Origin of the sequence: Streptomyces sp. NPDC050997, assembly GCF_040660135.1 — a bacterium.
Classification (GTDB): domain Bacteria; phylum Actinomycetota; class Actinomycetes; order Streptomycetales; family Streptomycetaceae; genus Streptomyces.
This window is the reverse complement of sequence record NZ_JBFAGK010000001.1, coordinates 265,019-286,875: the sequence shown is the minus strand read 5'-3', so window position 1 is coordinate 286,875 and position 21,857 is coordinate 265,019. Positions and strand designations below refer to the sequence as shown.

Sequence of the window (21,857 nt, the reverse complement as noted above, 5' to 3'; positions counted from 1 at the left end):
GGGGGGGGCCCCCCCGCGCCCCGCCCCCGCCCCCCCCCCCCCCCCCCCCCCGCGGCCCGGGCCCCCCCCCGCGGGCGCCCCCTTCGCGCCGAAGCTGGTGACGTACCCCCGACCCGCGGACATGCCCACGAACACCAGCTTCAAGGTGAGAGTCCGCACCGCCCCTCACGGCGAGTGGCGGACCCTGGACATCTGGCGGCCCCAGCTGGAGGAGATCAACGCCACGACCGGGTCCGGCAAGGTCCTCAACTCCTCGATGGTGTACTTCGACTTCCGGGGCTCCGTCGAGATCGAGGTGACCTACGTCAAGGGCGGCACCACCAAGGCCCGGGTGCGGCCGGACGCGCTGGGCGTCAAGCCCGAACTCCTCGGCGACACCCTGCGCTTCACCCTCGACGAGCCGCGTGACGTGGTCGTGCAGATCAACGACGAGATCTTCGACTGTCTGCACGTCATCACCAACCGCATCGACCCCCACCCGCCGTCCGCCGACGACCCGGACGTCCTCTACTTCGGCCCCGGCACCCACACTGTCACCGGAAACGTCCTCACCGTCCCCAGCGGCAAGACCGTGTACCTGGCGGGCGGCGCGGTCCTGAAGGCGCAGGTGTTCTTCAAGAACGTGGAGAAGGCCGCCCTCACCGGACACGGCATGCTCTCCGGCGGCCCCGGCGGTGTGCTGTGCGAGGGCAGCAAGAACATCCGCGTCGAGGACGTCATCATCATGAACCCGAACGGGTACGCGGGCACCTTCGGCGAGAGCGAGAACGTCCACGTCAAGAAGGCGCGTTCGTTCAGCTCGAAGGGCAACGGCGACGGCTTCGACGTCTTCTCCTCGACGGGGATCGTCTTCGACGGCTGCTTCATGCGCAACTCCGACGACTGCTTCGCCATCTACGCCCACCGCTGGGACTACTACGGCGACACCCGCGACATCACGATCCAGAACTGCACGCTGTGGGCGGACGTCGCGCACCCCATCAACGTCGGCACGCATGGCAACACCGACACGCCCGAGACGATCGAGAACCTGGTCTTCAGGAACCTCGACATCTGCGACCACCGCGAACCCCAGATGAACTACCAGGGCTGCATCGCCCTCAACGTCGGCGACTCCAACCTCCTGAGGAACGTGACGATCGAGAACGTACGGATCGAGGACTTCCGCTGGGGTCAGGTCATCTACATGAAGGTGATGTACAACACGAAGTACAACACCTCGGTGGGCCGCGGCATCGAGGACGTCTACGTCAAGAACCTCAGCTACACGGGCACCCACGCCAACCCGTCGCTGTTCCTCGGCTACGACGCCGAACACGCCATCTCCAACGTCACGTTCGAGAACCTGGTGCTCAACGGCCTGGTCGTCGCCGACTCGATGAAGAAGCCGACCTGGTACTACACCACCGACGCGATCCAGTGGTACGCCAACGAGCATGTGACGAACCTGAAGTTCCTCACCACCGCCGAGGCCGAGGCGGCCGCCGCGTCATGAGCACCCCAGCTCCGAGCCGCCGGGGCTTCCTCGGCGGCACGGCGGCCCTGCTGCTGGCGGCGGGCGCGAGCGGACTGCTCGCGCCCGGCACCGCCCGGGCCGCCGAACAGCACACCGCCTCCCGCGCCTTCACCCATCCCGGCCTGCTGCACAGCGCCGCCGACCTCGCACGGATGAGGACGGCGGTCGCCGCGAAGGAATCCCCGGTGTACGACGGCTACCTGGCGCTCGCGGCCCACGCGCGCTCCCAGCCGACGTACGCGATCCAGAACACCGGCCAGATCACCTCGTGGGGCCGCGGGCCGGGCAACTTCCAGAACCAGGCGGTCGCCGACTCGGCCGCCGCCTACCAGAACGCCCTGATGTGGTGCGCGGGCGGCAACCGCGCCCACGCCGACAAGGCCCGCGACATCCTCAACGCCTGGTCCGCCTCGCTCACCAAGGTCACCGGCGCGGACGGCCCGCTCGGCGCCGGACTCCAGGCCTTCAAGTTCGTCAACGCGGCCGAACTGCTGCGGCACGGCGACTACGACGGATGGACGGACCAGGACATCGCCCGCTGCGAGGCGTCCTTCCTGGACGTCTGGTATCCGGCCGTGTCCGGCTACATGCTGTACGCCAACGGCAACTGGGACCTGACAGCCCTTCAGACCATCCTCGCCATCGGTGTGTTCTGTGAGGAACCCACCCTCTTCGAGGACGCCCTGCGCTTCGCCGCCGCCGGAGCCGGCAACGGCAGCGTCGCCCACCGCGTCGTCACCGACGCGGGCCAGGGACAGGAGAGCGGCCGAGACCAGGGCCACGAGCAACTCGCGGTCGGTCTGACCGGCGACATCGCCCAGGTCGCCTGGAACCAGGGCGTCGACCTGTGGGGGTACGACAGCGAGCGGATCCTCGCGAACGTCGAGTACGCCGCCCGCTACAACCTCGGCGGCGAGGTCCCCTTCGTCCCGGACCTCGACCGCACCGGCAAGTACATCAAGAAGGCCGTCTCGGCCACCGGCCGCGGCACCCTGCCCCCGATCTACGAGATGGCCTACGCCCACTACGCCGGCGTACGCGGCCTCGACACCCCGTACACGAAGGCGGCCGTCTTCCGCGGCACCGGCGGGGCCCGCCTCGTCGAGGGCGGCAACGACGACCTGCCCAGCTGGGGCACCTTCGCCTACGCCGGCACGAAGCCCCCCACGCCGACCGTGCCCACGGCGCCCACCGGAGTCACGGCGGCCGGCGACGGCACGTCCGTCACCGTGGCCTGGCTGCCGTCCGCGTGGGCGAGCACGTACACCGTCCGCCGGGCCACCCGCCCCGAGGGACCGTACGAGCGACTCGCCGCCGGCCTCGACAAACCCACGTACACGGACCGCCAGGGGCACGCGGGCCGGACGTACCACTACACGGTCAGCGCCGCCAACTCCCGGGGAACCAGCGGCGATTCCAGCCCGGCCGCCGCCACCGCCGGACTCCCGGAGCCCTGGTCCACCCGGGACCTCGGGGACGTACGCATCCCCGGATCCGCGGTCTTCGACGGTGAGCGGTTCCTGCTGGAGGCGTCCGGTACCGCCGACACCTACCGCGTCGCCCATCTCCCGCTGCGCGGCGACGGCACGGTCACCGCGCGGATCGTGTGGCCGCTCAGCTCGCAGTACTCCAAGATCGGCGTCACCGTCCGCGCCTCCCTCGACGCGGCTGCGGCACACGCCGCCATGCTGGTCCAGGGGCTGCCGCTGCACACCTGGAGCGGGGTGTGGTCGGTACGGCCCGCCGCGGGAGCGGAGATCTCCGGCACCGGCAGCACTCCCGTGCCGCCCACCCAGCAACAGACCATCACCACCTCCGCCGCCTTCCCGATCAGCGGCCTGGGCGCACTTCCCGAGTCGGCGACCCCGATCGAGGCGCCGTACGTGGAGGGCGCGGGCGACGGCTACCGGCTGCGCGCGCCCTACTGGGTACGGGTGACCCGCAGGGGCCGCCGCTGTACCGGCGCCATCTCCCCGGACGGCATCCGCTGGACCGAAGTCGGCACCACCGAGGTCGCGTTGGGGCACACCGCGTACGCCGGTCTGGTCCTCACCTCCTGTCTCGGCGTCGACGAGGAGTACGCGGACACCGGAACCGGCGCCTTCGACAACGTCAGCGTGACGTCGACGTCCGGCGAGGTCTGGTCCGTACCGAAACCCGCCCGCACCGCCGGTGACCTGAAGGCGACCGGCGGGGCAGACGCCGTCGAGCTCGCCTGGACCGACCCTGATCTCAGCGCCCGCTACCAGGTGCTGCGCGCCACCACCGTCGGCGGCCCGTACCGGACCCTCGCGACCGGCGTCGGCCCGGTCGGGTCCGGAACCCGTATCCGGTACGCGGACGCCACCGGCACCCCCGGGACGACGTACCGCTACGCCGTCGCGAAGACCAACACCGCCGGACGCGGCCCGCTCTCACAACCCGCGGCGGACGTCATGCCCTCGCCGTCCACGCCCCAACTCACCTCCGCCACCACGGCGTTCGCCAACCAAGGTGTCGCGTTCCGGCATCTGCTGCGCGCCTCCCACCAGCCGATCCGGTTCGCCGCGAGCGGCCTGCCCGACGGACTGCGCGTCGACAGGCGCACCGGCCTGATCTCCGGAACCCCCACCCGGAGCGGCGAGTTCACCGTCACGACCGGCGCGGGCAACGCGGCCGGCGACACCACCGGCACACTCACCCTCACGGTCGGCACACCACCGCCCGCCCCCTGGACGTACCAAGACCTCGGTGACGTGGTCCTCGACGACCGGGACTTCGGGACGCTCGGCGTGGTCGCCGTCCGCACCCCCGGCAGCACCGCCCACCAGGACGGAACCTTCGTGGTCCGGGGCGCCGGAACCGACCTCACCGTCAACAACCAGGGAATGACAGGGCAGTTCGTCCGCCGGCCCGTCACCGGCGACTGCACCGTCACCGCCCGGCTGGTCTCCCGCACCGGAGCCACCGCCGACCGGGTGGGGCTGCTGATGGCCAAGTCACTGTCACCCTTCGACCAGGCGGCCGGAGTGATCGTCACCGGCGGGACGACCGCGCAGCTGATGCTGCGGCCCACCGTGGCCGGCGCCTCCGCCTTCTCCGGCGCCGCCACCGTGGCGCTGCCCCTGCTGCTGCGGCTGAAGCGCACCGGGACCGCCTTCGCCGCGGCCGTCTCCACCGACGACGGTGCCACCTGGACCCCCCTCGCCTCCGGGCAGATCCCCGGGTTCGGTGACGCCGGCTACCACGTGGGCCTCGTGGTCTGCTCCCGCGACCCCCTGGCCCTCGCCACCACCGAGTTCGACGAGGTGAGCGTCAACCCCGACTGATCCCCCACGGATTGGAGTCACACCACATGAGCCGCACATCCCCCCACCGGCACGTCCAGGAAACCGAGTTGAGTCGCCGCGGTCTGTTCAGGACCGCCGGCGGTCTCACCGCCGCACTCGCGCTGGGCACCACCTTCGCCGCCACCGCGGCGGACGCCGCGCCCTCCGCCTACACCCACCCCGGCATGCTGCACAACGCCGGCGACATCAACCGCGCCAAGGTCAGGGTCGCCGCGGGCACCGACCCCTGGCTGTCCGGCTGGAACAAGCTGACCGCCAACTCCCACTCCCAGTCCACCTGGACGCCGCGGGCGACGGCGACCATCATCCGCGGCGGCACCGGGCAGAACTACAGCCTCCTCTACAACGACATCGCCGCCGCCTACCAGAACGCCCTGCGCTGGCGGGTCGGCGGCACCGAGGCCAACGCCCAGTGCGCCGCCAGGATCCTCAACGCCTGGGCCACCACCCTGACTTCGGTCACCGGCAACGCGGACCGCTTCCTCGCCGCCGGGATCTACGGCTGGCAGTTCGCCAACGCCGCCGAACTCATGCGGGACTACTCCGCGTTCGACCTCGCCGCCTTCCAGGAGATGATGGCCAAGGTCTTCTACCCCCTGAACAACCAGTTCCTGACCGGCCACAACGACGCCTGCATCACCAACTACTGGGCGAACTGGGACCTGTGCAACATGGCCTCGGTCCTGGCCATCGGGATCCTCAACGAGGACTCCGCCAAGTACGACCAGGCCGTCACCTACTTCAAGTCCGGCGCGGGCAACGGCTCCATCGCGCACGCCGTCCCCTACCTGTACACGGACGCGGACGGCTACGCGCTCGGCCAGTGGCAGGAGTCCGGCCGCGACCAGGGGCACACCATGATGGGCATGGGCCAGATGGGCGCGATCTGCGAGATGGCCTGGAACCAGGGCGACGACCTCTACTCGTACGACAGCCGTCGCTTCATGAAGGCCGCCCAGTACGTCGCCAAGTACAACCTGACCATGGACGTGCCCTACACCACCTACACCTGGGGCACCGGACAGAGCTGCGCCCAGTCCTCCCAGACGGTGATCTCCTCCGCCTCGCGCGGCCAGGTCCGCCCGGTGTGGGCGATGCTCCACTACCACTACAACCGGCGAGTGGGCCTGGACGACAAGTACATCTCCCAGATGTGCTTCTCGATCGCCCCCGAGGGCGGGGGAGGCGACTACGGCAGTGACAGCGGCGGCTACGACCAGCTCGGATTCGGCACGCTGATGTTCGCGAAGTAGCCGGGGCGGGGAGTACGCGACTGTGCGTGTCGTGTACTCCCCGTAGCCGTGTCCCCCGAACAGCCCTGGAACCGCCCTCGCGGGCCGGAATACCCGGCACACCTGTGGTGCTCTGATGTTCACGGTGCATGAGCGCGGCACGGAGGCTGGTGGGCGGATGACGGCAGCGGACCAGACGGACCCAGTGGTCAGGACGCCGTACGGGGCCGTCCGCGGCCGGCACGAAAGCGGCGTCGCGGTGTTCCGGGGCATCCCGTACGCGGCCCCGCCCTTCGGACCCCGGCGGTTTCGGCCGCCCGTGGAGCCCGAGCCCTGGGACGGCGTGCGCGACGCGGGCGCCTTCGGGTCGACGGCACCGAAACCGCCGTACTCGGACGCCTTCGCGCAGTACCTGTCCGACCCGGTGGTGCCGGGCGACGACTGCCTCAACCTGAACGTGTGGACACCCGAGCCCGGCCCCGGGGCCCGGCTCCCGGTGTTCGTGTGGCTGCACGGCGGCGCCCTGACCCGGGGCTCGTCGGCCGTGCCCGTGTACGACGGGCACGCCTTCGCCCGCGACGGCGTCGTCCTCGTGTCGGTGAACTACCGGCTCGGAGTCGAGGGCTACGGCCTCTTCCCGGGCGTCCCCGCCAACCCCGGCCTGCGCGACCAGCTCGCCGCACTGCACTGGGTGCGCGAGTCGATCGCGGCCTTCGGCGGCGACCCCGACCGGGTCACCCTGGGCGGCCAGTCCGCCGGGGCGATCAGCACCGGCGCCCTGCTTGCGGCCCCGCAGGCCCAGGGACTGTTCCGGCGGGCCGTCCTGCAGAGCGGGCCGCCCGAGGCGAGCGACCGCGACAAGGTACGGCGGATGGTGCGCCGCATGGCGACCCGGCTGAGGATCCCCGCCACCGCCGCCGCCTTCGCCGAGGTGGACCGCGAGCTGCTGCTGCGCACCCAGGCCGAGGTGGGCAGGCGCAGCAGCCCGGTGCTCGGCGGATCCGCCTTCGGGATCGTCGTCGACGGCGACCTCGTGCCGAGCGACCCCCTCGCCGCCCTCGTCGAGGGCGACGTGGCACCGGATGTCGACCTCATGATGGGCTGGACCCGCGACGAGTACCGGCTGTGGCTGGTCCCGGGCGGGCTCCTGGAGCGCGTCGACCGGCTCGGCACGGTCGCGCTGGCCGGCGCCATGGCCCGCTGTCACTGCGGCCCCGAGGTGCCCCGCGGCTACCGCACCCTGCACCCCGAGGCCCGCCCCGCCGAGATCGTCGGCCAGATGGTCACCGACCACCTGCTGCGTCTCCCGCTGCACCGCCTGGCCGACGCCCGCCCCGACCACGCGTACGTCTACGAGTTCGCCTGGCCCTCCCTGCTGCCCGACCTCGGCTCCTGCCACGCCCTGGAGCTGGGTTTCGTCTTCGACACCGGGGAGAGCCCCGAGTCCGCCAAGCTCGCCGGCCAGGGTGCTCCGCAGGACCTGGCCGACGCCATGCACGGGGCGTGGGTGCGCTTCGCCACCGACGGGGACCCGGGCTGGCAGCGCTGGGACGACTCCCACCCGGTACACGTCTTCGGCGACGGCGAACCGCACACGGCCCACGGCCCACGCGACATGGAGCTCGCGGTGTGGACGGCGGACGCGAGGATCCGAGCGGCGGCCCCGCTGACGGCCTTGGACGTGAACCCGGCGGTAGACCCGGAGACGGAACCGGAGACGGACGTGGAGGCAGAGTCGGACGTGGAGTCGGCGCTGGAGGCCGCCGAGCACGGCCTGTCCGCGCGGCTCGCGCCGATGCGGGAGATGGCCGCCCGGAGCACGGCCGCCGCGCGGAGCGCCGAGCTGCGGTCGGCGGTACGGCGACTGCGGCTGCCCGGGTCGGTACGGCGCTCCTGAGCCGGGCCGGTGCCCTGGCGGGGAGGGGGCGCCGGGCCCCGCTGGGGGCGGGAATCGTCCCGCCCCATGCCTCCCCGTCCCGGCAGGCAGTCCCGCCCCAGGCCGCCCCTGCCTGCGGCAGTCCCGCCCCCGGCCGCCCTGCCCGCCGGGACGGGGAGGTGGTGAGGGTCTGGCTGTCCCCTGCCTGTCGGGGGTGGGGGAGCGGTCATGGCCCCGGTCGTCCTTGCCTGCGGGGGTGGGGAGGTGGTGAGGGTCTGGCTGTCCCCTGCCTGTCGGGGGTGGGGGAGCGGTCATGGCCCCGGTCGCCCCTGCCTGCCGGGGTGGGGAGGTGGTGAGGGTCTGGCTGTCCCCAGCCTGTCGGGGCAGGGGGAGCGGTCATGGCCCCCGGTCGCCCCTGCCCGCCGGGGGGCTCGGAGTGGTGAGGATTCCGGCTGTCCCCAACCTGTCGGGGGCGGGAAGTGGTCAGGCCCCCGGTCGCCCCCACCCGCCCGGGCCAGGGAAGCTGTCAGGCTCCCGGTCGCCCCCCACCCGGCCCAGGAAAGCGGTCATGACCCCGGTCGCTCTCATCCCGCCGATCCGGAAACGGTTCAGGAACCGGTTGTCGCCACCGAGTCCCGTACCACCACGTGTGTTCCCAGGAGCAGATGCTCGTCCGGCGTCTCGGCGGTGCGGCCGAGCGCGGTGCGGACGGCGAGGCGGCCCAGCTCCTCGTAGGGGACATGGACCGTCGTGAGCGCCGGGTGCAGGTCACGGGCGAACGGGATGTCGTCGTAGCCGGCCAGTGAGACGTCGCCCGGCACGGTCAGGCCCGCCTCGTGCAGCGCGGTCAGGGCGCCGGCCGCGACCATGTCGGTGGCGGCCACCACGGCCGTGAAGTCCGGCCCGTCCTTCAGCGCCCCGCGCATCAGACGGTGTCCCGCGTCGCGGGTGAAGTCGCCGTGCAGCAGCAGCGACGGGTCGGGTTCCAGGCCGCGGGCGCGGTGGGCGGCCAGATAGCCGCGCTCGCGGCCCTGCGCGGTGGTGTGGTCGGGCTTGCCGCCGAGGAACAGCACCCGCCGGTGACCCTGGGAGAGGACATGCGCGACCAGGGCGAAGGCGCCGCCCTCGTTGTCGTACTCGATGACGGTGACCGGCGCCCCCGAGCCCAGCGGCCCGCGGCCGCACAGCACCAGGCGCGAGCCCGCCGAGGCCAGCGAGTCGGCCATCCGGCGGGTGCGCTCGCGGTACTCGGCGGTGTCGGCCACGCCGCCGACCAGGATCACCGCGGCGGCCCGCTGGGCGCGCATCATCTCGACGAACTCCAGCTCGTGCTGGACGTCCCCCTCCGTGCTGCACACCAGACAGAGGTGCCCGAGCCGGGTCGCCTCGCGTTCCACACCGTGCGCCATGAGCGCGAACGACGGGCCGGTGATGTCCTCCAGCACGAACGCCAGCGTGGGCGTGCCGACGCCCGCCACCGCCTTGGCGCGCGCGTCCGCCACGTAGTCCAGGTCCCGGACCGCCCGCATCACCCGGGTGCGGGTCGCCGAACTCACCGGGTACACCCCGCCGAGCACCCGCGACACGGTGGACGCGGAGACCCCCGCGCGGGTCGCCACGTCCCGGATGGTGCTCCGCCCCGCGTCCTCGCTCTTTCTCGTCATCCTGCCTCGCCCCTCTCCCCGGGCCGTGTACGCCCACCCCTCGGGAACAGCGGCAACATGGATGGAAACCGGTTCCCGGACGGAGGCTAGCAGCGGGGACGGCGAAGGGGCAGGGCGTGGGGAAGGTCAGGTGGGAAGGCCGGCGTCACGCGGGCCGCAAGGCCTCCGCGAGCGACGTGATCGCCCGCGGCCCCACCCGGCAGCAGCCGCCGATCAGCCGGGCGCCCGACTCCCGCCAGCCCCTGACCTCCTCGGGAGCGAAGGTGGAGCGGCCGGACCAGGCGCGGGCCTCGGCGTCCCATGTCTCGCCGCTGTTGGGGTAGGCCACGACCGGCTTGTCGGTGACCCGGGCGGCGGTCTCGATCGCCCCGTCCACGTCCTGCGGGGCACAGCAGTTCACACCGACGGCGATCACCTCGTCCGCGTCGGCGGCCAGGGCGAACGCCTCCGCCAGCGGCTGTCCGGCCCGGGTGCGGTCGCCCGCGACGGAGTACGACAGCCAGGCCGGCACCCCGAGCCCGCGCACCGCCCGCAGCAGCGCCTCGGCCTCGTCGGCGTCGGGCACCGTCTCCAGCGCGAGGACGTCGGGGCCGGCGGCGGCCAGTACTTCCAGGCGGGGCCGGTGGAAGGCCTCCAGTTCGGCGACGCTCAGCCCGTACCGGCCCCGGTACTCGGAGCCGTCGGCGAGCATCGCGCCGTACGGGCCGACCGAGGCGGCCACCCACAGCGGCCGGGTCACGCCCTTCGCCCTCGCCCGCACCGCCGCCTCGCGCGCCGATGCCACACTCAGGCCGATGAGTTCGGTCGCCCGCCCACGCTCGATCCCGCGCTTCGCGAAGCCCTCGAAGGTGGCCTGGTAGCTGGCGGTGATCGCCACGTCCGCGCCCGCCAGGAAGTACCCGAGGTGCGCCTCGGTGATCGCCTCCGGCCGCTCGGCGAGCAACCGTGCCGACCACAGCTCGTCGCTGAGATCGTGCCCGGCGGACTCCAGCTGGTTGGACATGCCGCCGTCGAGGACGACCGTCCCGGACGCGAGGGCAGCGGAGAGAGAGGTCGAGGCGTCGCTGGTCATGCCACAACGCTAGTGGATGGGGCCGCCTGCCCCAGCCCTACGTGGTTCGGTACGCCCGGAGAAAGGTCCGCACTCCCTCGACGACGAGTGGCCGGACGCGGGTGTCCTCCGCGGCGTTCGCGGAACCGAGCCTGTCCAGCGCGACGCCGAAGGTCAGCGCGATGAACTGGTCGGCCGCGAGTCGGGGGTCGGGGACGTCGAGCAGCCCGGCCGCGGCGAAGGCGGCGAACCGCTCGGCAAGTGCCTCGTCGGGGGTGTCGGCCATGGAGTTGTAGCCCTGGTGCGGCAGGTGGCCGGATTCCGCCCGGACCAGTCGTTGCAGCGTCGCGTACTCCGCCGAGCCGAGCATGTCGGTCGCGATGCGCATCGAGAACGTGACCAGTGCGTCCTCGAGGTCGGCGCCCTCGGTGAGGTCGGTGAGGGTCTCGTCGAGGGTGCGCCGGATCGTGGTGATCATCGACTGGCCGACGGCGTCGACGACTGCCTGCAGCAGCGTCTGCTTGTCGCCGAAGTAGTCGTAGACCGTCCGCTTGGACACCTCGGCCCGGGCGGCGACCGCGTCGACGCTGGACCGGTCGAAGCCGTCGGCGAGGAACAGTTCCCGGGCCGCCGAGAGGATGGCGGCCCGCTTCCGTGTGGAGCCCTCGCGCAGTGTCTTCGTGGTCGGCATGGGCACATCTTAACTGTCCTACACTGCACGGTGTAGTGTAATACTGGCTCGGGCGTGCCGCACTCGCTAAGCACCATGCACACCGCACACCGCACACCGCGCTCAGGGCCCCGCGCTCAGCGTGAACGGCCGCCGTGTCCGCGCCGGGCCCGGCAAGGCGGCAGCGCCACGCGTACGGCCGACCCCTTGCTCGCCCGGCAATGATGGAAAGGACGTCCATGACCACGACCGCGACTCTGGCTCCCCCGGTCCGTATGGGGAGAGCCGCTGTCTGGGCTCTCGGCTTGCTGGCAATCTCCACCGGTGCCCTGGAATCGGTGGTGGCGCCGACGCTCCCACTCCTGCAACGCGAGCTGGATATCAGTCCGTCCACAGGGGCGCTGCTCAACATCGTGCTCGCCATCACCGGCGTGCTCGTCACTCCGCTCGCAGGCAAGTTCGGCGACCGCTACGGCGGAAAACGAGTCCTGATCAGGCTGATGGCGGTGGTCTCGGTCGGCGGCCTGGTGTCCGCCCTGGCGCCCAACCTGCCCGTGCTGCTGCTCGGCCAGGTACTGCAGGGGGCGATGATCGGCGCGCTGCCGCTGTCGTTCATCGTGGTGCGCAAGCACCTCCCCGCGGGAGAGTCGAAGGTGGCCATCGGGCTGGTCAGCGGGATGTTCGTGGGGGGCTCGATGGTGGGACTGCTGGCGGCCGGGCCCGTGGCGGAAGCGCTCTCCCGACACTGGATGTTCGCGCTGCCGACGTTCGCGGTCATGGGGTTCACCCTGCTGGTGAACAGGCTGATGCCGGCTGATCAGCCGGGCCGGTCGGACGATGCCGGGATCGACTGGCCGGGCATGATTCTCCTGAGCGGGTTACTGGTCACGCTCATGCTCTCGCTCGCGGTGGCGCCCGACGCCGGCTCGCAGCCTCTCGTGCTCGTCGCCCTCCTCGTGCTTCTGGCCGCCTTCGTGGCCGGATGGATAGCCGTTGAACGTCGTTCGGCCGCGCCGCTGATCGATCTGAGCATGCTGGCGCGGCCTGTGATCTGGAAGTCGTGTGTGCTGACGTTCGTGATCTGCCTCGGCACCGCGACGGGGGTCTTTCTCGTTCCGCAGCTGCTCGACGTGTCCGGCGACGGGTACGGTTTCGGGTTCAGCGCCACCGAGATCGGCTTCGTCCTCCTGCCCGGCGCCGTGGCCGCGACGCTGGCAGGGCCGGCCGGTGGGCTCGGGGAGCGGCGTTTCGGCTCGCGTGCCGTGGCCGCTGCCGCGGTCCTCATCATGGCCACCGCCATGCTCGCCCTGTCAGTCGCACACACCGAGGTCTGGCACATCGTCGTGGGCAAGGCGCTCATCGCGCTTGCCAACGGCCTGTGCGTCACGGCCATGGTGACCAGCATCGCCTCTTCCGTCGATGAGAGCGACACCGGCATCGCCACCAGCCTGATCCTGGTGACGCGCGTGCTGGGCTCCGCCATGGGCGGAATGCTCGGTGGCGTGCTCCTTACCGCGGGGACCCCTTCCGGGTCGGATGTCCCGGCCGAATCGTCCTTCGTCACCGGCTTCGTCATAGCCGGCGTCGTCGCGGTGCTGGCCCTGCTTGTCGTCCGCACCATGAGCAAAGGAGTCAAGGAATGACCCGCACCGATCAGTTGAGGGACAGCCGTGTCACGCCGAGACGCAAGGTCCTGATATCCGGGGCCAGTATCGCGGGGCCCGCCCTCGCGTTCTGGCTGAACCGCTACGGATTCGCGGTCACGGTGGTCGAGAAGGCGAGCACACCTCGTGACGGTGGTTACCCCATCGACGTGCGCGGTACCGCACTCGAGGTCGTCCGGAGGATGGGAATCCTGCCGCGACTGCAGGACGCGCACATCGACCTGCGCCGGCTGACCTTCCTCGACGGGGACGGCGGCGAGGTGGCCTCGGTCAACCCGCACACCGTCACCGGCGGTGTCGCGGGACGGGACCTCGAGGTGCGGCGCGGGGATCTGACCGACGCTCTCCACACGGCGGTACGTGACGACGTGGAGTTCCTGTTCAACGACTCCATCGACACCCTCCACCAGTCCGGCCACGGCGTCGACGTCACCTTCCGCGGGGGCGGCAGGCGTACGTTCGACATGGTGTTCGGTGCGGACGGTCTGCACTCACGCACCCGCGAGTTCCTGTTCGGCCCAGAAGAGCAGTTCCACCGATACCTCGGCTACTGCTTCGCCGGATTCACCATGCGCAACACCTTCGGACTCTCCCACGAGCTCATGATGTGGAACACCCCGGGCAGGGCCGCGGCACTCTACGCCGTGGGGGACAACGACGACGTGCACGCCTTCCTCAACTTCGCCCACCCGGAACCGCCGTACGACGCGTTCCGGAACCCGGAAGCCCAACGGGACCTGGTCGCCGCGGTCTTCGCCGACGCGGGATGGGAGGTACCGGGCATGCTTGCCGCCATGCGCGACGCGGATGACCTGTTCTTCGACGCAGTCAGCCAGATCCGCATGCCCCGCTGGTCCAGCGGCAGGGTCGCGCTGGTGGGCGACGCCGCGTACGCGCCCTCGTTCCTCACCGGACAAGGCTCCAGCCTCGCGCTCGTCGGCGCGTACATGCTCGCCGGTTCCCTGGCCGACCGGGACCACACCGCGGGCTTCGCCGCCTACGAGCACAACACCCGTGAGTTTGTGACCGTGAACCAGGAGCAGGTCTGCGAGGGCGATGCCGCACTCTTCCCGACCACCGCTCGGGCCCTGGAACAGCGCAACGACATGCTGCGCAACCTCAGCGCCATGCCCTCCGCGGAGGGACGACCAGCCCATTCGGCCCTCACCCTGCCCGAATTCACGCCCATGACGTGAGCCCGCGCTGATCGCGGAGCGCCACTGCTCCAGGCCGACCAACTGGGCGCTCCGGATCCGCGAGTTCAGTAGCCGACCCTTTCCTCTGTGTCCACCAGATGAACAGGTCGCCCAGCATGTGGAATGCCGGGTACGATCACGTCCTCCCCTCTCCCCGCACCGTCCCCCTGGAACCGCCATGACCGCGCCCAACACCACCGATGCCACCGAGCCGGAACCGAGCGGACCGGCCGCCGCCCCCCGCCGCCGTACCTTCGGCCTGGGCGCCGCCACCGCCCTCGTGATGGGCAACATCATCGGCGGTGGCATCTTCGCGCTGCCCGCCACCGTCGCCCCCTACGGCGGAGTCAGCCTGGTCGCCTTCGTGGTCCTGTCCGTCGGCGCGGTGCTGCTCGCGCTGCTGTTCGGCAAGCTGGCCCGGCGCAGTCCGGTCACCGGCGGCCTGTACGTGTACCCGCGTGACGCCTTCGGCCCGTTCGCGGGCTTCCTGTCGGCGTGGTCGTACTGGACGATGTGCTGGGTCAGCATCGCCGCCCTCGCGGTCGCGGTCGTCGGGTACGTCGACGTTCTGATACCCCTGCACGGCAACCACACCCTGGAGGCGCTGGTCGCGCTCGCCGCGCTGTGGCTGCCCGCCGCCGCGAACTTCGCCGGCACCCGTTGGGTCGGCACGGTCCAAGTGGTCTCCACGATCCTGAAGTTCGTGCCGCTGCTGCTGGTCGCGACCGTCGGCCTGTTCTTCGTCGACGCCGACAACTTCGGTCCGTTCAGCGCCTCCGGCGACAGCGTCCCCGGCGCGCTCGCCGCCTCCGCCGCACTGCTCCTCTACAGCTTCCTCGGCGTCGAGTCGGCCGCCGTCAGCGCGGGTGAGGTGCGCGACCCCGAGCGCAACGTCGGCCGCGCGAGCGTCCTCGGCACGCTGGGCTCCGCCCTCGTCTACATCCTCGGCATCGTCGCCGTCTTCGGTCTCGTCCCGCACGACAAGCTGATCGACTCCGGCGCCCCCTTCGCCGATGCCGTGAACGCCATCACCGGCGGCACCTGGGGTGGCACCGCCATCTCCCTGGTCGCCGTCGCCTCGATCACCGGCTGCCTCAACGGCTGGATCCTGATGGCCGCGCAGATGCCGTACGCCGCCGCCCGCGACGGTCTCTTCCCGGCGCCGTTCGCGAAGGTCGGCAAGGGCGGGGTGCCCGGCTTCGGTGTATGGGCCTGCGCGGTCCTCGGCACGCTGCTCATCGCCCTCAACTACACGGCGGGCCCGGACACCACGTTCCGCGTCCTCGTCCTGATCACCACGTTCACGGGATGCGTGCCGTACCTCCTGTCGGCCGCCGCCCAGCTGTACTGGCTGGCCAGGGGCACCCGCGAACAGGTCCACCCGGCCGGCCTGGCCCGAGACCTGACCGTCGCCGCCCTCTCCTTCGCCTTCTCCTTCTGGCTGATCGCGGGCGCCGGTTACGCGGCCGTGTACCAGGGCGTGCTGTTCCTCTTCGCGGGGATCCCGGTGTATGTGTGGCTGCGTGGACGCCAGGTGACCGACAGTTAGCAGATGAGGGTGCGGGCGGCGATGTTGGTCGCGCCCGCTCAGCCGGCCGAAGTGTTCTGTGTCGCCTCGCGTGCCTCGGTGAAGGCTCGCTGCCTGAGGTTGCCGCCGAACAACTGAATCGTGGTGGCGGCCAGGATGTCATCCCTGCCGATGGTCCGCCCGTCCCCCCTGCGGGCGGACGGGGCCTGGAGGGAATCCTTGAGGAACGGGGGTGGGGCCGGTTCGTCCGACATCACTAGGGTGACCGTTCCGAAGCGTTTGACTCCGCCCTCGCGGACGACCATGGCCGCGTCCCGGGCGAGGTCCGTCAGGAACACGCTCGCGATTCCGTCCAGGTCGCGGACCATCGCCGGGACGGCCGTCGCCCCCTGGCTCCGCAGCAGCTTCTTGACCCCGGCCTCGAACCTGTGGGCGCCGACCACAGCACTCGGTTTGCGCGACCTGCTGCGCTTACGAGAAGGCACGATGACACCCTCGGCGTCGTACAGGACACCGGTCAGGCCTTGAAACGTCGGGCTGTGGTCGTACCACTTGGCCCCCACCTCGAGCTCGACGTTCCGGTCGATCGCTGAGAGAAGGTCCCCGGGAATCAGCTTCTTCCGGGCCTCCGCCGCCGCCGCTCTCCTCGCGCCGTCGATGATCTCCGTCAGCACTGTCCGCGTCACCGACGCGGCGGCCCACGCGGCCGACCGAGAGACGTGCATCGGGGTCACGTCCCTGAACACCGCTTTGACGAGAGACGGCTTGAACGGCGAGACGTCTATGACCGAGGCGGCCTCGGGACTGCTGCGCTCAGGGCGTGCGGGCTGCGCGGTCATCGGAAGAATCGCTCCCTGCTGTCGGAGTTGTCAGAGGCCCACACTTCACCACGCAGACCCGCTCTCCGCACGCCCTCGTACCGCGGCACCTGCGTCCCTCGTCCGGCTGTACCCCGTTCTTCTTAAGGGGCCTCCCCCTCGCTCATGCATTTGTGCGGGTCAGGCCGCAGGCTTCGGCACCTCCGCCTCTGCGGCACGGGCGAGGCGTTCGACCCAGTCCTGGTGATAGTGGTAGAGCGCACCGGGATGCTTACGCCCGAGCTCCTCGAGAAAGAAGGGGCCCTGCTGCGTTTCCTCGGTCAGTACGTGACAACCATTGTCCGTGGGCGTGATTACCCAGCCGTGGTACGCGCTCGAACCGGTTTCGTCGCCGTCGACTGTCGTCTCCCACGAGAGCCTGGTGAAGGGCTCGTACTCCGTCACGTGGAGAGTCATTGGAAATCCAACCGTCACCCGGCTGTACTTGGTTCCGAGCGCCAGTACCGACTCGCCGCTCAGGATCTTGACGTGATCTTCGGGAGGGAAGTAGCTCGACCAGTTCTCGGCGTCGACGAGCAGCTTCCATACCACTTCAGGCGGCGCCTTCACGTCGATATCGTTGAGCGCGTAGAGAGCTGACAACTTCGGGTCATACCGCTCGGGCCAATTCACCTTGTCATACATCGGCTATTTTTCCTTTCTGAGCAACTACGGCTCGATTTTCGCGAGCGGTCGCTACCTCGGCGAGCGCCGCGAGAAGGTTCTCGTGTGTGCGCCAAAAGACTTCAGGATCCTGCTTCGCCAATTCGATCCAGAGCGGGCCCTGCATCGTCTCTTCGGTCCAGAGGTGGCTCCCCTTCGGCGTGGGCGTGATGATCCAAGCGTGGTAGGCCCTGGATGCTTCTGACGTTGTGGGGTAACCACCCCAGGCGATACGCCTCACAGGTTGGAACTCCTGTACCGATGCGAAGACGTCCTGGCCGGCCAGGTTGGTTTCGAATCGAGTTCCGAGGCGCAGCGAGTCATGGCCGTCAAGCAGCTGGACATGTTCGACGCCTGGGTAGAAGGCGGGCCAGGTTTGGGGGTCTACGAGCAGGGACCAGATCGTTTCAGGAGAGGCCTCGACCTCGAGCTCGTTGGTGAAGTGGATCGGGGAGCGACTGGGGGCCAGGGCTTCTGGCCAATTTATTGCTTCAAACACGGAAATCTCCAGACCTTGGACCGCTCCCTGGCGGGGATGCCCGATCGAGGGAACGCACAAAAGAAGCACTGCTACTTCTCGATTTTGTGGCGTGCGGGAACTCCGCCGGTGCCCTCCTGTCCTGCGGACAGAATGCAATGCCCAACCGGTTCGTTCAGTTCAGAGTTCGCCGGGAACGGCAAACCGGTAGAACACGCCGCCGACCGGCTGGATGCCCATGAGCAGCCAGACCGCATTTTCGAAGTCGCGGGCTCGTGAGAGGTCTCCGACGCGCACCGGGTCGTAGCCGGCGTCGCGGATGAGCTGCTCGGTGACGTCGAGGGCTCCCTCGTCTGCGACGTACCAGTTGCTCGGCCGCACTCGCTGCTTGCGCACTTCGCCGTACAGGGCTCCGAAGTTCATGTTGAAGCTCTTGGCCACCGGGGCGTGGGTGAAGGACTTCACCTCCTCGGCGTATGACGGAAAGTTGCCATGACGTGCGGGCATGATGTTGGTCGCGTCGATCGCGATCTTCCCCTCGAGCCCTGTCACCTTGCTCAGGGCGTCCGAGATCTTCGCGCCGGGTACTGCGATCAGGACGGCGTCCGCGTCCGAGGCATCCCCGCCGTCACGGCCGAATTCTTCGACCTCGTGGCCTGCGGCCCGCCACAGGCCGGCCAGTCCTCCGCCGATCATTCCTCTTCCGATCGTGACGATCTTCATTTTGTGTCTTCCCTCAATTGAACGTTGACCTATGCCGGTTGAACGTGGATGACGCTTCACGCGCCGCTGACGGCCACCGAGTGTCTGACGGCGTCCAGACCGGCAGCGTGCGAAACAACGGGCTCGTATCCGAGGTCGGCTACGGCCTTGTCCGTCCGCAGGGTGCACTGCTGCCCGAGGAACCATCGAGCGGGAACGGGGACCTCGCGGGCGGCGGTCTCGGCGTCCAGATCGGGGATCGGGATATCGACGCCATGGATCTCGAACTGGGTCTCCAGGAACTCGCGCAGGGTGACGCGGTGCCGGTCAGTGACGAAGTAGGCCTGACCTGGTCGGCCACGCTGCCATCCGAGCATGAGTCCCTCGACGGCGTTCTCGACGAACGTGACGTCAGTTGTGTGCCGACCTCCGCCGATCCAAGCGAACTGCCCCGCCTTCGCCGCCGCTACCAAGCCTTCGACGAGGAAGCTGTCGGGACCCCAGACGAACCTCGGGCGAATCGACACCGTGGCGAAGTCCGGGGTATTCGCGTCGAGCACGATCTGCTCGGCCACGGCCTTCACCGCGCAGTAAGCGGCTTCCGAGTCGGGCCGCAGCGGCGTGGTCTCGTCGACGTCCACGAGCGGGGCACCGGCGAGGAGCGCGGCTTCGCTCCCGCAGTGGACGAACCGTGGAACCCGCGCGTAGCGGGCCGCGTCGACGGCGGCCTGGGTGCCGCGAACCGTCACCAGCTCATGACGCTCACGATCAGCGGTGACATCCGTCTCGGCAGCGAGGTGGAACACCACATCACTGCCCGTCAAATCGTTCCGCCACGTGGCCGGGTCGGTCAACTCGCCCCGCACGGGCTTCGCGCCCAGCGCCGAGACCTTCGCAGCCGATGTCTCACTTCGAACCAGAACACTCACCGAGTGCCCCTCGTCGAGGAGCCGACGTACCAGCACCTGCCCGATGAACCCCGAACCGCCGGTGACGAACACCTGTGCCATGAACCTCTCCTTCGCTCTGTGTGAGCCCCCCCTCGCCCGCCTTGAGCGAGAAGGTGTCGTGGATCAGAGCAATCAGGGACCCGGAGGTCTTCCCTCGACTCCACTCATGCTTCGAAGGTCTGCGATAGATTTTTTGGATGGCTTCTCTTCGGGCACTGGAATGTCTTGTCGCGGTCGCGGACTCCGGATCGATCACGCAGGCCGCACTGCTGCTGCATTCGTCGCAACCCGCCGTCTCTCATCAGCTCGCTTCGTTGGAACGCGAGACCCGAACGGTCCTGCTTCGCCGCGAGCCCCGGGGGGTCAAGCTCACTCCCGCAGGGCGTGCCGCCGTCGCGGATGCCAGGCGAGCGATCGAAGCGGCCGCCTCTGCGGTGAGGTCGGCACGTGCAGCGGGTCAAGCGGCCGGAGGGGTCCTGCGGTTGGCCTGTGCGCAGAGCCTCACGGTGCCGCTGCTCGCCGCGGTCATTCGCCAGTGGCATCGCCGCCACCCAGAGGTCGCGATCACGCTGCGCGAGTCCACGGCGATGGACGAGGCGCTCGGCCTCGTCGACTCCGACGAAGTCGACGTGGCAGTGCTGACCGCTCCCTCGGCCGGCCGCTTCACGATCACCGCCATCGCCGAGGAGGAGATCGTGCTGGCGGCACCCGCCGGCCACCTGCTGGCCGAGCAGTCGGCTGTACGCCTTGAGGACCTTGAAGGTGTGCCGCTCGTTCACTTCACACCGGACAACGGCCTCAGCGCCTGGCTCGACCAGTCCTTCGCCCGCGCCGGAGTCCACCCGGAGACGGTGATGAGGACATCGGTGACTGCGGCGGCACCACAGCTCGCGGCTGCCGGTCTGGGAATCGCCGTGTGCCCCGTGAGTGCGGTCAGCCAGGGCTTTCCGGGAGCAGTGCGCTCGTTCTCTCCGCGGTGGGTCAGGCAGCTGGTGGCGGTGACGTCCGCGGAACCGGATCCGCTCGTCGCACGGTTCATCGGCGACCTGCGCAGTCACGGCATGCGTGTGCCTCGCGGTGTGCGGACTCAGCTCGCACAGGACGGCCCCGGCACTTTGGCCGAGACACCACGACCGTCCTCCTGAGATTCGCCGCGCAGCCGACGAAGCCGACGACCAGGTCGAGCACGGCCGTGAACGTAGGGTTGCGCCGGTACTGCGGTTGGGGAGGGGACACACGTGGTCCCCGCATAGCCTTGGGACATGTCTGACACGGAGGACGTGGACGTCGAAGTCGCCGAGACCGATGTCGCAGAGGTCGATACCGACGGCCCCGAAGACGGCGTCGGCACCGAAGCCCTGGACGTGCTGGGGCCGTTCAGCGGGCCGGTCTTCCTGGCGCCTGTCACCCACAACCCCAAGAACGGCGTCACCGCCGGAGTCTGGGCCGTCACCGCCGGGGACCGCACGGCCGTCCTGAAGGTGCTCACCCGGACCAAGGGCACCACCGGCCACTGGGCGGCCTCCGACGACCCCCGGCACTGGAACTACTGGCGGCGCGAGGCCGACATCCATGTCTCGGGGCTCGCCCAGGTCTGGCGGCCGTACGGCATCCGGGCGCCCCGGCTGCTGGCCTGTGTGGAACGGGCGAACGGCGATGTGGCGCTGTGGTTGGAGCGGGTCGGGGGCGGGCCCGGCACCCGGTGGACAGTGGAACGGCACATCGAGCACGTCCGCCGCCTCGGTGCCGCGCAGGGGGCCGTCGGTGAGACGCTGGACCGGCCGTGGCTGTCCCGGCGGTTCCTGCGCGAGTACATCGCCGGTATGACACCGGGCCAGGAACTCCTCGACGACGACGAGGCATGGCGGCAGCCCCTGGTCCGGGAGCACTTCCCGGCCGGGCTGCGCCACGACATGGTGCGCCTCCACCACGACCGTGAGTGGTTCCTCCAGATCATGGAGTCCCTGCCACGAGCCTTCTGTCACCTCGACATGTGGCCCGCCAACGTCCGCTCCGACGGCCCCGACAGCGCCCTGTTCGACTGGGCGTTCGCCGGCGACGGCGCCCTCGGTGAGGACCTCGGGAACTACCTCCCCGACTCGGTCTTCGACCTGTTCGTCCCGGCGGCCCGCCTGCCCGGGTACGCGGCGGCGGCCTACGAGGCCTATCTGCACGGTCTGCGGGAGAGCGGCTGGAAGGGCGACGAGCACCTCGTACGTCTCGCGGTGTGCGCCTCCGCCGTCAAGTACGACTGGCTCACCACGGCGATGCTGGCCCGCGCGGGGGAGGCGCAGGTGGACTACGGCGGCAACCGCCCGGTGTCGGCCGAACTCCGTTACCGGGAACGGGGGTTGACGTTGGCATTCCTCGCGGACTGGGCGAGGGAGGCGCGTGCCCTGGCCCCACGGCTGGGATTCCCTCAGGCGCCGAGCGGCCGCTGAGACGCGCCGAGGCCCGCGCCGCCGGACGGGTTTTCGGTCG

At 70.2% G+C, this 21,857-nt stretch carries 17 protein-coding genes; 9 read left to right on the top strand and 8 right to left on the bottom strand.

Annotated features, from left to right (window positions below):
* The first annotated feature begins 121 nt into the window (after window positions 1-121).
* The 4 genes from AB0H86_RS01290 (at window position 122) to AB0H86_RS01275 (ending at window position 7,974) form a co-directional block, all read left to right on the top strand.
* Window positions 122-1,495 (top strand): glycosyl hydrolase family 28 protein, encoded by a 1,374-nt coding sequence (locus AB0H86_RS01290; protein ID WP_362431446.1) that lies wholly within the window; start codon window positions 122-124, stop codon window positions 1,493-1,495.
* Entirely contained in the window at window positions 1,492-4,824 is a 3,333-nt protein-coding gene (locus tag AB0H86_RS01285; RefSeq protein WP_362431443.1) for an alginate lyase family protein, read from the top strand. Before AB0H86_RS01290 ends, AB0H86_RS01285 begins: the two co-directional genes overlap by 4 nt.
* A 26-nt stretch (window positions 4,825-4,850) precedes the next feature.
* Window positions 4,851-6,098, top strand: coding sequence for an alginate lyase family protein (locus tag AB0H86_RS01280; protein ID WP_362431440.1), 1,248 nt, complete (start codon window positions 4,851-4,853; stop codon window positions 6,096-6,098).
* A 157-nt stretch (window positions 6,099-6,255) separates the two neighbouring features.
* Window positions 6,256-7,974, top strand: a complete 1,719-nt coding sequence (locus AB0H86_RS01275) for a carboxylesterase family protein (RefSeq protein WP_362432236.1) — start codon at window positions 6,256-6,258, stop codon at window positions 7,972-7,974.
* A 587-nt stretch (window positions 7,975-8,561) separates the two neighbouring features.
* Here the strand turns inward: AB0H86_RS01275 and AB0H86_RS01270 are convergent.
* The 3 genes from AB0H86_RS01270 to AB0H86_RS01260 all read right to left on the bottom strand — a co-directional run bounded on the left by AB0H86_RS01270 (window position 8,562) and on the right by AB0H86_RS01260 (window position 11,359).
* Window positions 8,562-9,617 (bottom strand): LacI family DNA-binding transcriptional regulator, encoded by a 1,056-nt coding sequence (locus tag AB0H86_RS01270; protein ID WP_362431438.1) that lies wholly within the window; start codon window positions 9,615-9,617, stop codon window positions 8,562-8,564.
* 145 nt (window positions 9,618-9,762) lie between these two features.
* Window positions 9,763-10,689: a homocysteine S-methyltransferase gene (gene mmuM, locus AB0H86_RS01265; RefSeq protein WP_362431435.1), complete on the bottom strand. Its 927-nt coding sequence runs from the start codon at window positions 10,687-10,689 to the stop codon at window positions 9,763-9,765.
* Window positions 10,690-10,726: 37 nt separating this feature from the next.
* Window positions 10,727-11,359: a TetR/AcrR family transcriptional regulator gene (locus tag AB0H86_RS01260; protein ID WP_362431432.1), complete on the bottom strand. Its 633-nt coding sequence runs from the start codon at window positions 11,357-11,359 to the stop codon at window positions 10,727-10,729.
* Between the two features lie 218 nt (window positions 11,360-11,577).
* On the opposite strand from AB0H86_RS01260, the gene AB0H86_RS01255 reads away from it, so the two are divergent.
* The 3 genes from AB0H86_RS01255 (at window position 11,578) to AB0H86_RS01245 (ending at window position 15,747) form a co-directional block, all read left to right on the top strand.
* Window positions 11,578-12,981 carry an MFS transporter gene (locus AB0H86_RS01255; protein WP_362431429.1) on the top strand — a complete coding sequence of 468 codons (1,404 nt, stop codon included), beginning with the start codon at window positions 11,578-11,580 and terminating at the stop codon, window positions 12,979-12,981.
* On the top strand, window positions 12,978-14,198 hold the full coding sequence (locus AB0H86_RS01250; protein ID WP_362431427.1) for an FAD-dependent monooxygenase: 1,221 nt from the start codon (window positions 12,978-12,980) through the stop codon (window positions 14,196-14,198). The genes AB0H86_RS01255 and AB0H86_RS01250 overlap by 4 nt, the downstream gene beginning before the upstream one ends.
* A gap of 178 nt (window positions 14,199-14,376) precedes the next feature.
* Entirely contained in the window at window positions 14,377-15,747 is a 1,371-nt protein-coding gene (locus tag AB0H86_RS01245; protein ID WP_362431424.1) for an amino acid permease, read from the top strand.
* Between the two features lie 38 nt (window positions 15,748-15,785).
* Here AB0H86_RS01245 and AB0H86_RS01240 read toward each other — a convergent pair whose 3' ends face one another.
* The 5 genes from AB0H86_RS01240 to AB0H86_RS01220 form a co-directional block, all read right to left on the bottom strand.
* On the bottom strand, window positions 15,786-16,565 hold the full coding sequence (locus AB0H86_RS01240; RefSeq protein WP_362431421.1) for a hypothetical protein: 780 nt from the start codon (window positions 16,563-16,565) through the stop codon (window positions 15,786-15,788).
* Window positions 16,566-16,724: 159 nt separating this feature from the next.
* Window positions 16,725-17,228, bottom strand: a complete 504-nt coding sequence (locus tag AB0H86_RS01235; RefSeq protein WP_362431418.1) for an SRPBCC domain-containing protein — start codon at window positions 17,226-17,228, stop codon at window positions 16,725-16,727.
* On the bottom strand, window positions 17,221-17,745 hold the full coding sequence (locus AB0H86_RS01230; protein WP_362431416.1) for an SRPBCC domain-containing protein: 525 nt from the start codon (window positions 17,743-17,745) through the stop codon (window positions 17,221-17,223). Before AB0H86_RS01230 ends, AB0H86_RS01235 begins: the two co-directional genes overlap by 8 nt.
* A gap of 159 nt (window positions 17,746-17,904) precedes the next feature.
* Window positions 17,905-18,447: a dinucleotide-binding protein gene (locus AB0H86_RS01225; RefSeq protein ID WP_362431413.1), complete on the bottom strand. Its 543-nt coding sequence runs from the start codon at window positions 18,445-18,447 to the stop codon at window positions 17,905-17,907.
* A gap of 56 nt (window positions 18,448-18,503) precedes the next feature.
* Entirely contained in the window at window positions 18,504-19,436 is a 933-nt protein-coding gene (locus AB0H86_RS01220) for an NAD-dependent epimerase/dehydratase family protein (RefSeq protein ID WP_362431410.1), read from the bottom strand.
* A gap of 137 nt (window positions 19,437-19,573) precedes the next feature.
* Here AB0H86_RS01220 and AB0H86_RS01215 point away from each other — a divergent pair, with 137 nt between their 5' ends.
* Both AB0H86_RS01215 and AB0H86_RS01210 read left to right on the top strand, forming a co-directional pair.
* Window positions 19,574-20,521: a LysR family transcriptional regulator gene (locus AB0H86_RS01215; RefSeq protein ID WP_362431408.1), complete on the top strand. Its 948-nt coding sequence runs from the start codon at window positions 19,574-19,576 to the stop codon at window positions 20,519-20,521.
* A 117-nt stretch (window positions 20,522-20,638) separates the two neighbouring features.
* Window positions 20,639-21,817: an aminoglycoside phosphotransferase gene (locus AB0H86_RS01210; protein ID WP_362431406.1), complete on the top strand. Its 1,179-nt coding sequence runs from the start codon at window positions 20,639-20,641 to the stop codon at window positions 21,815-21,817.
* Window positions 21,818-21,857 lie beyond the last annotated feature (40 nt).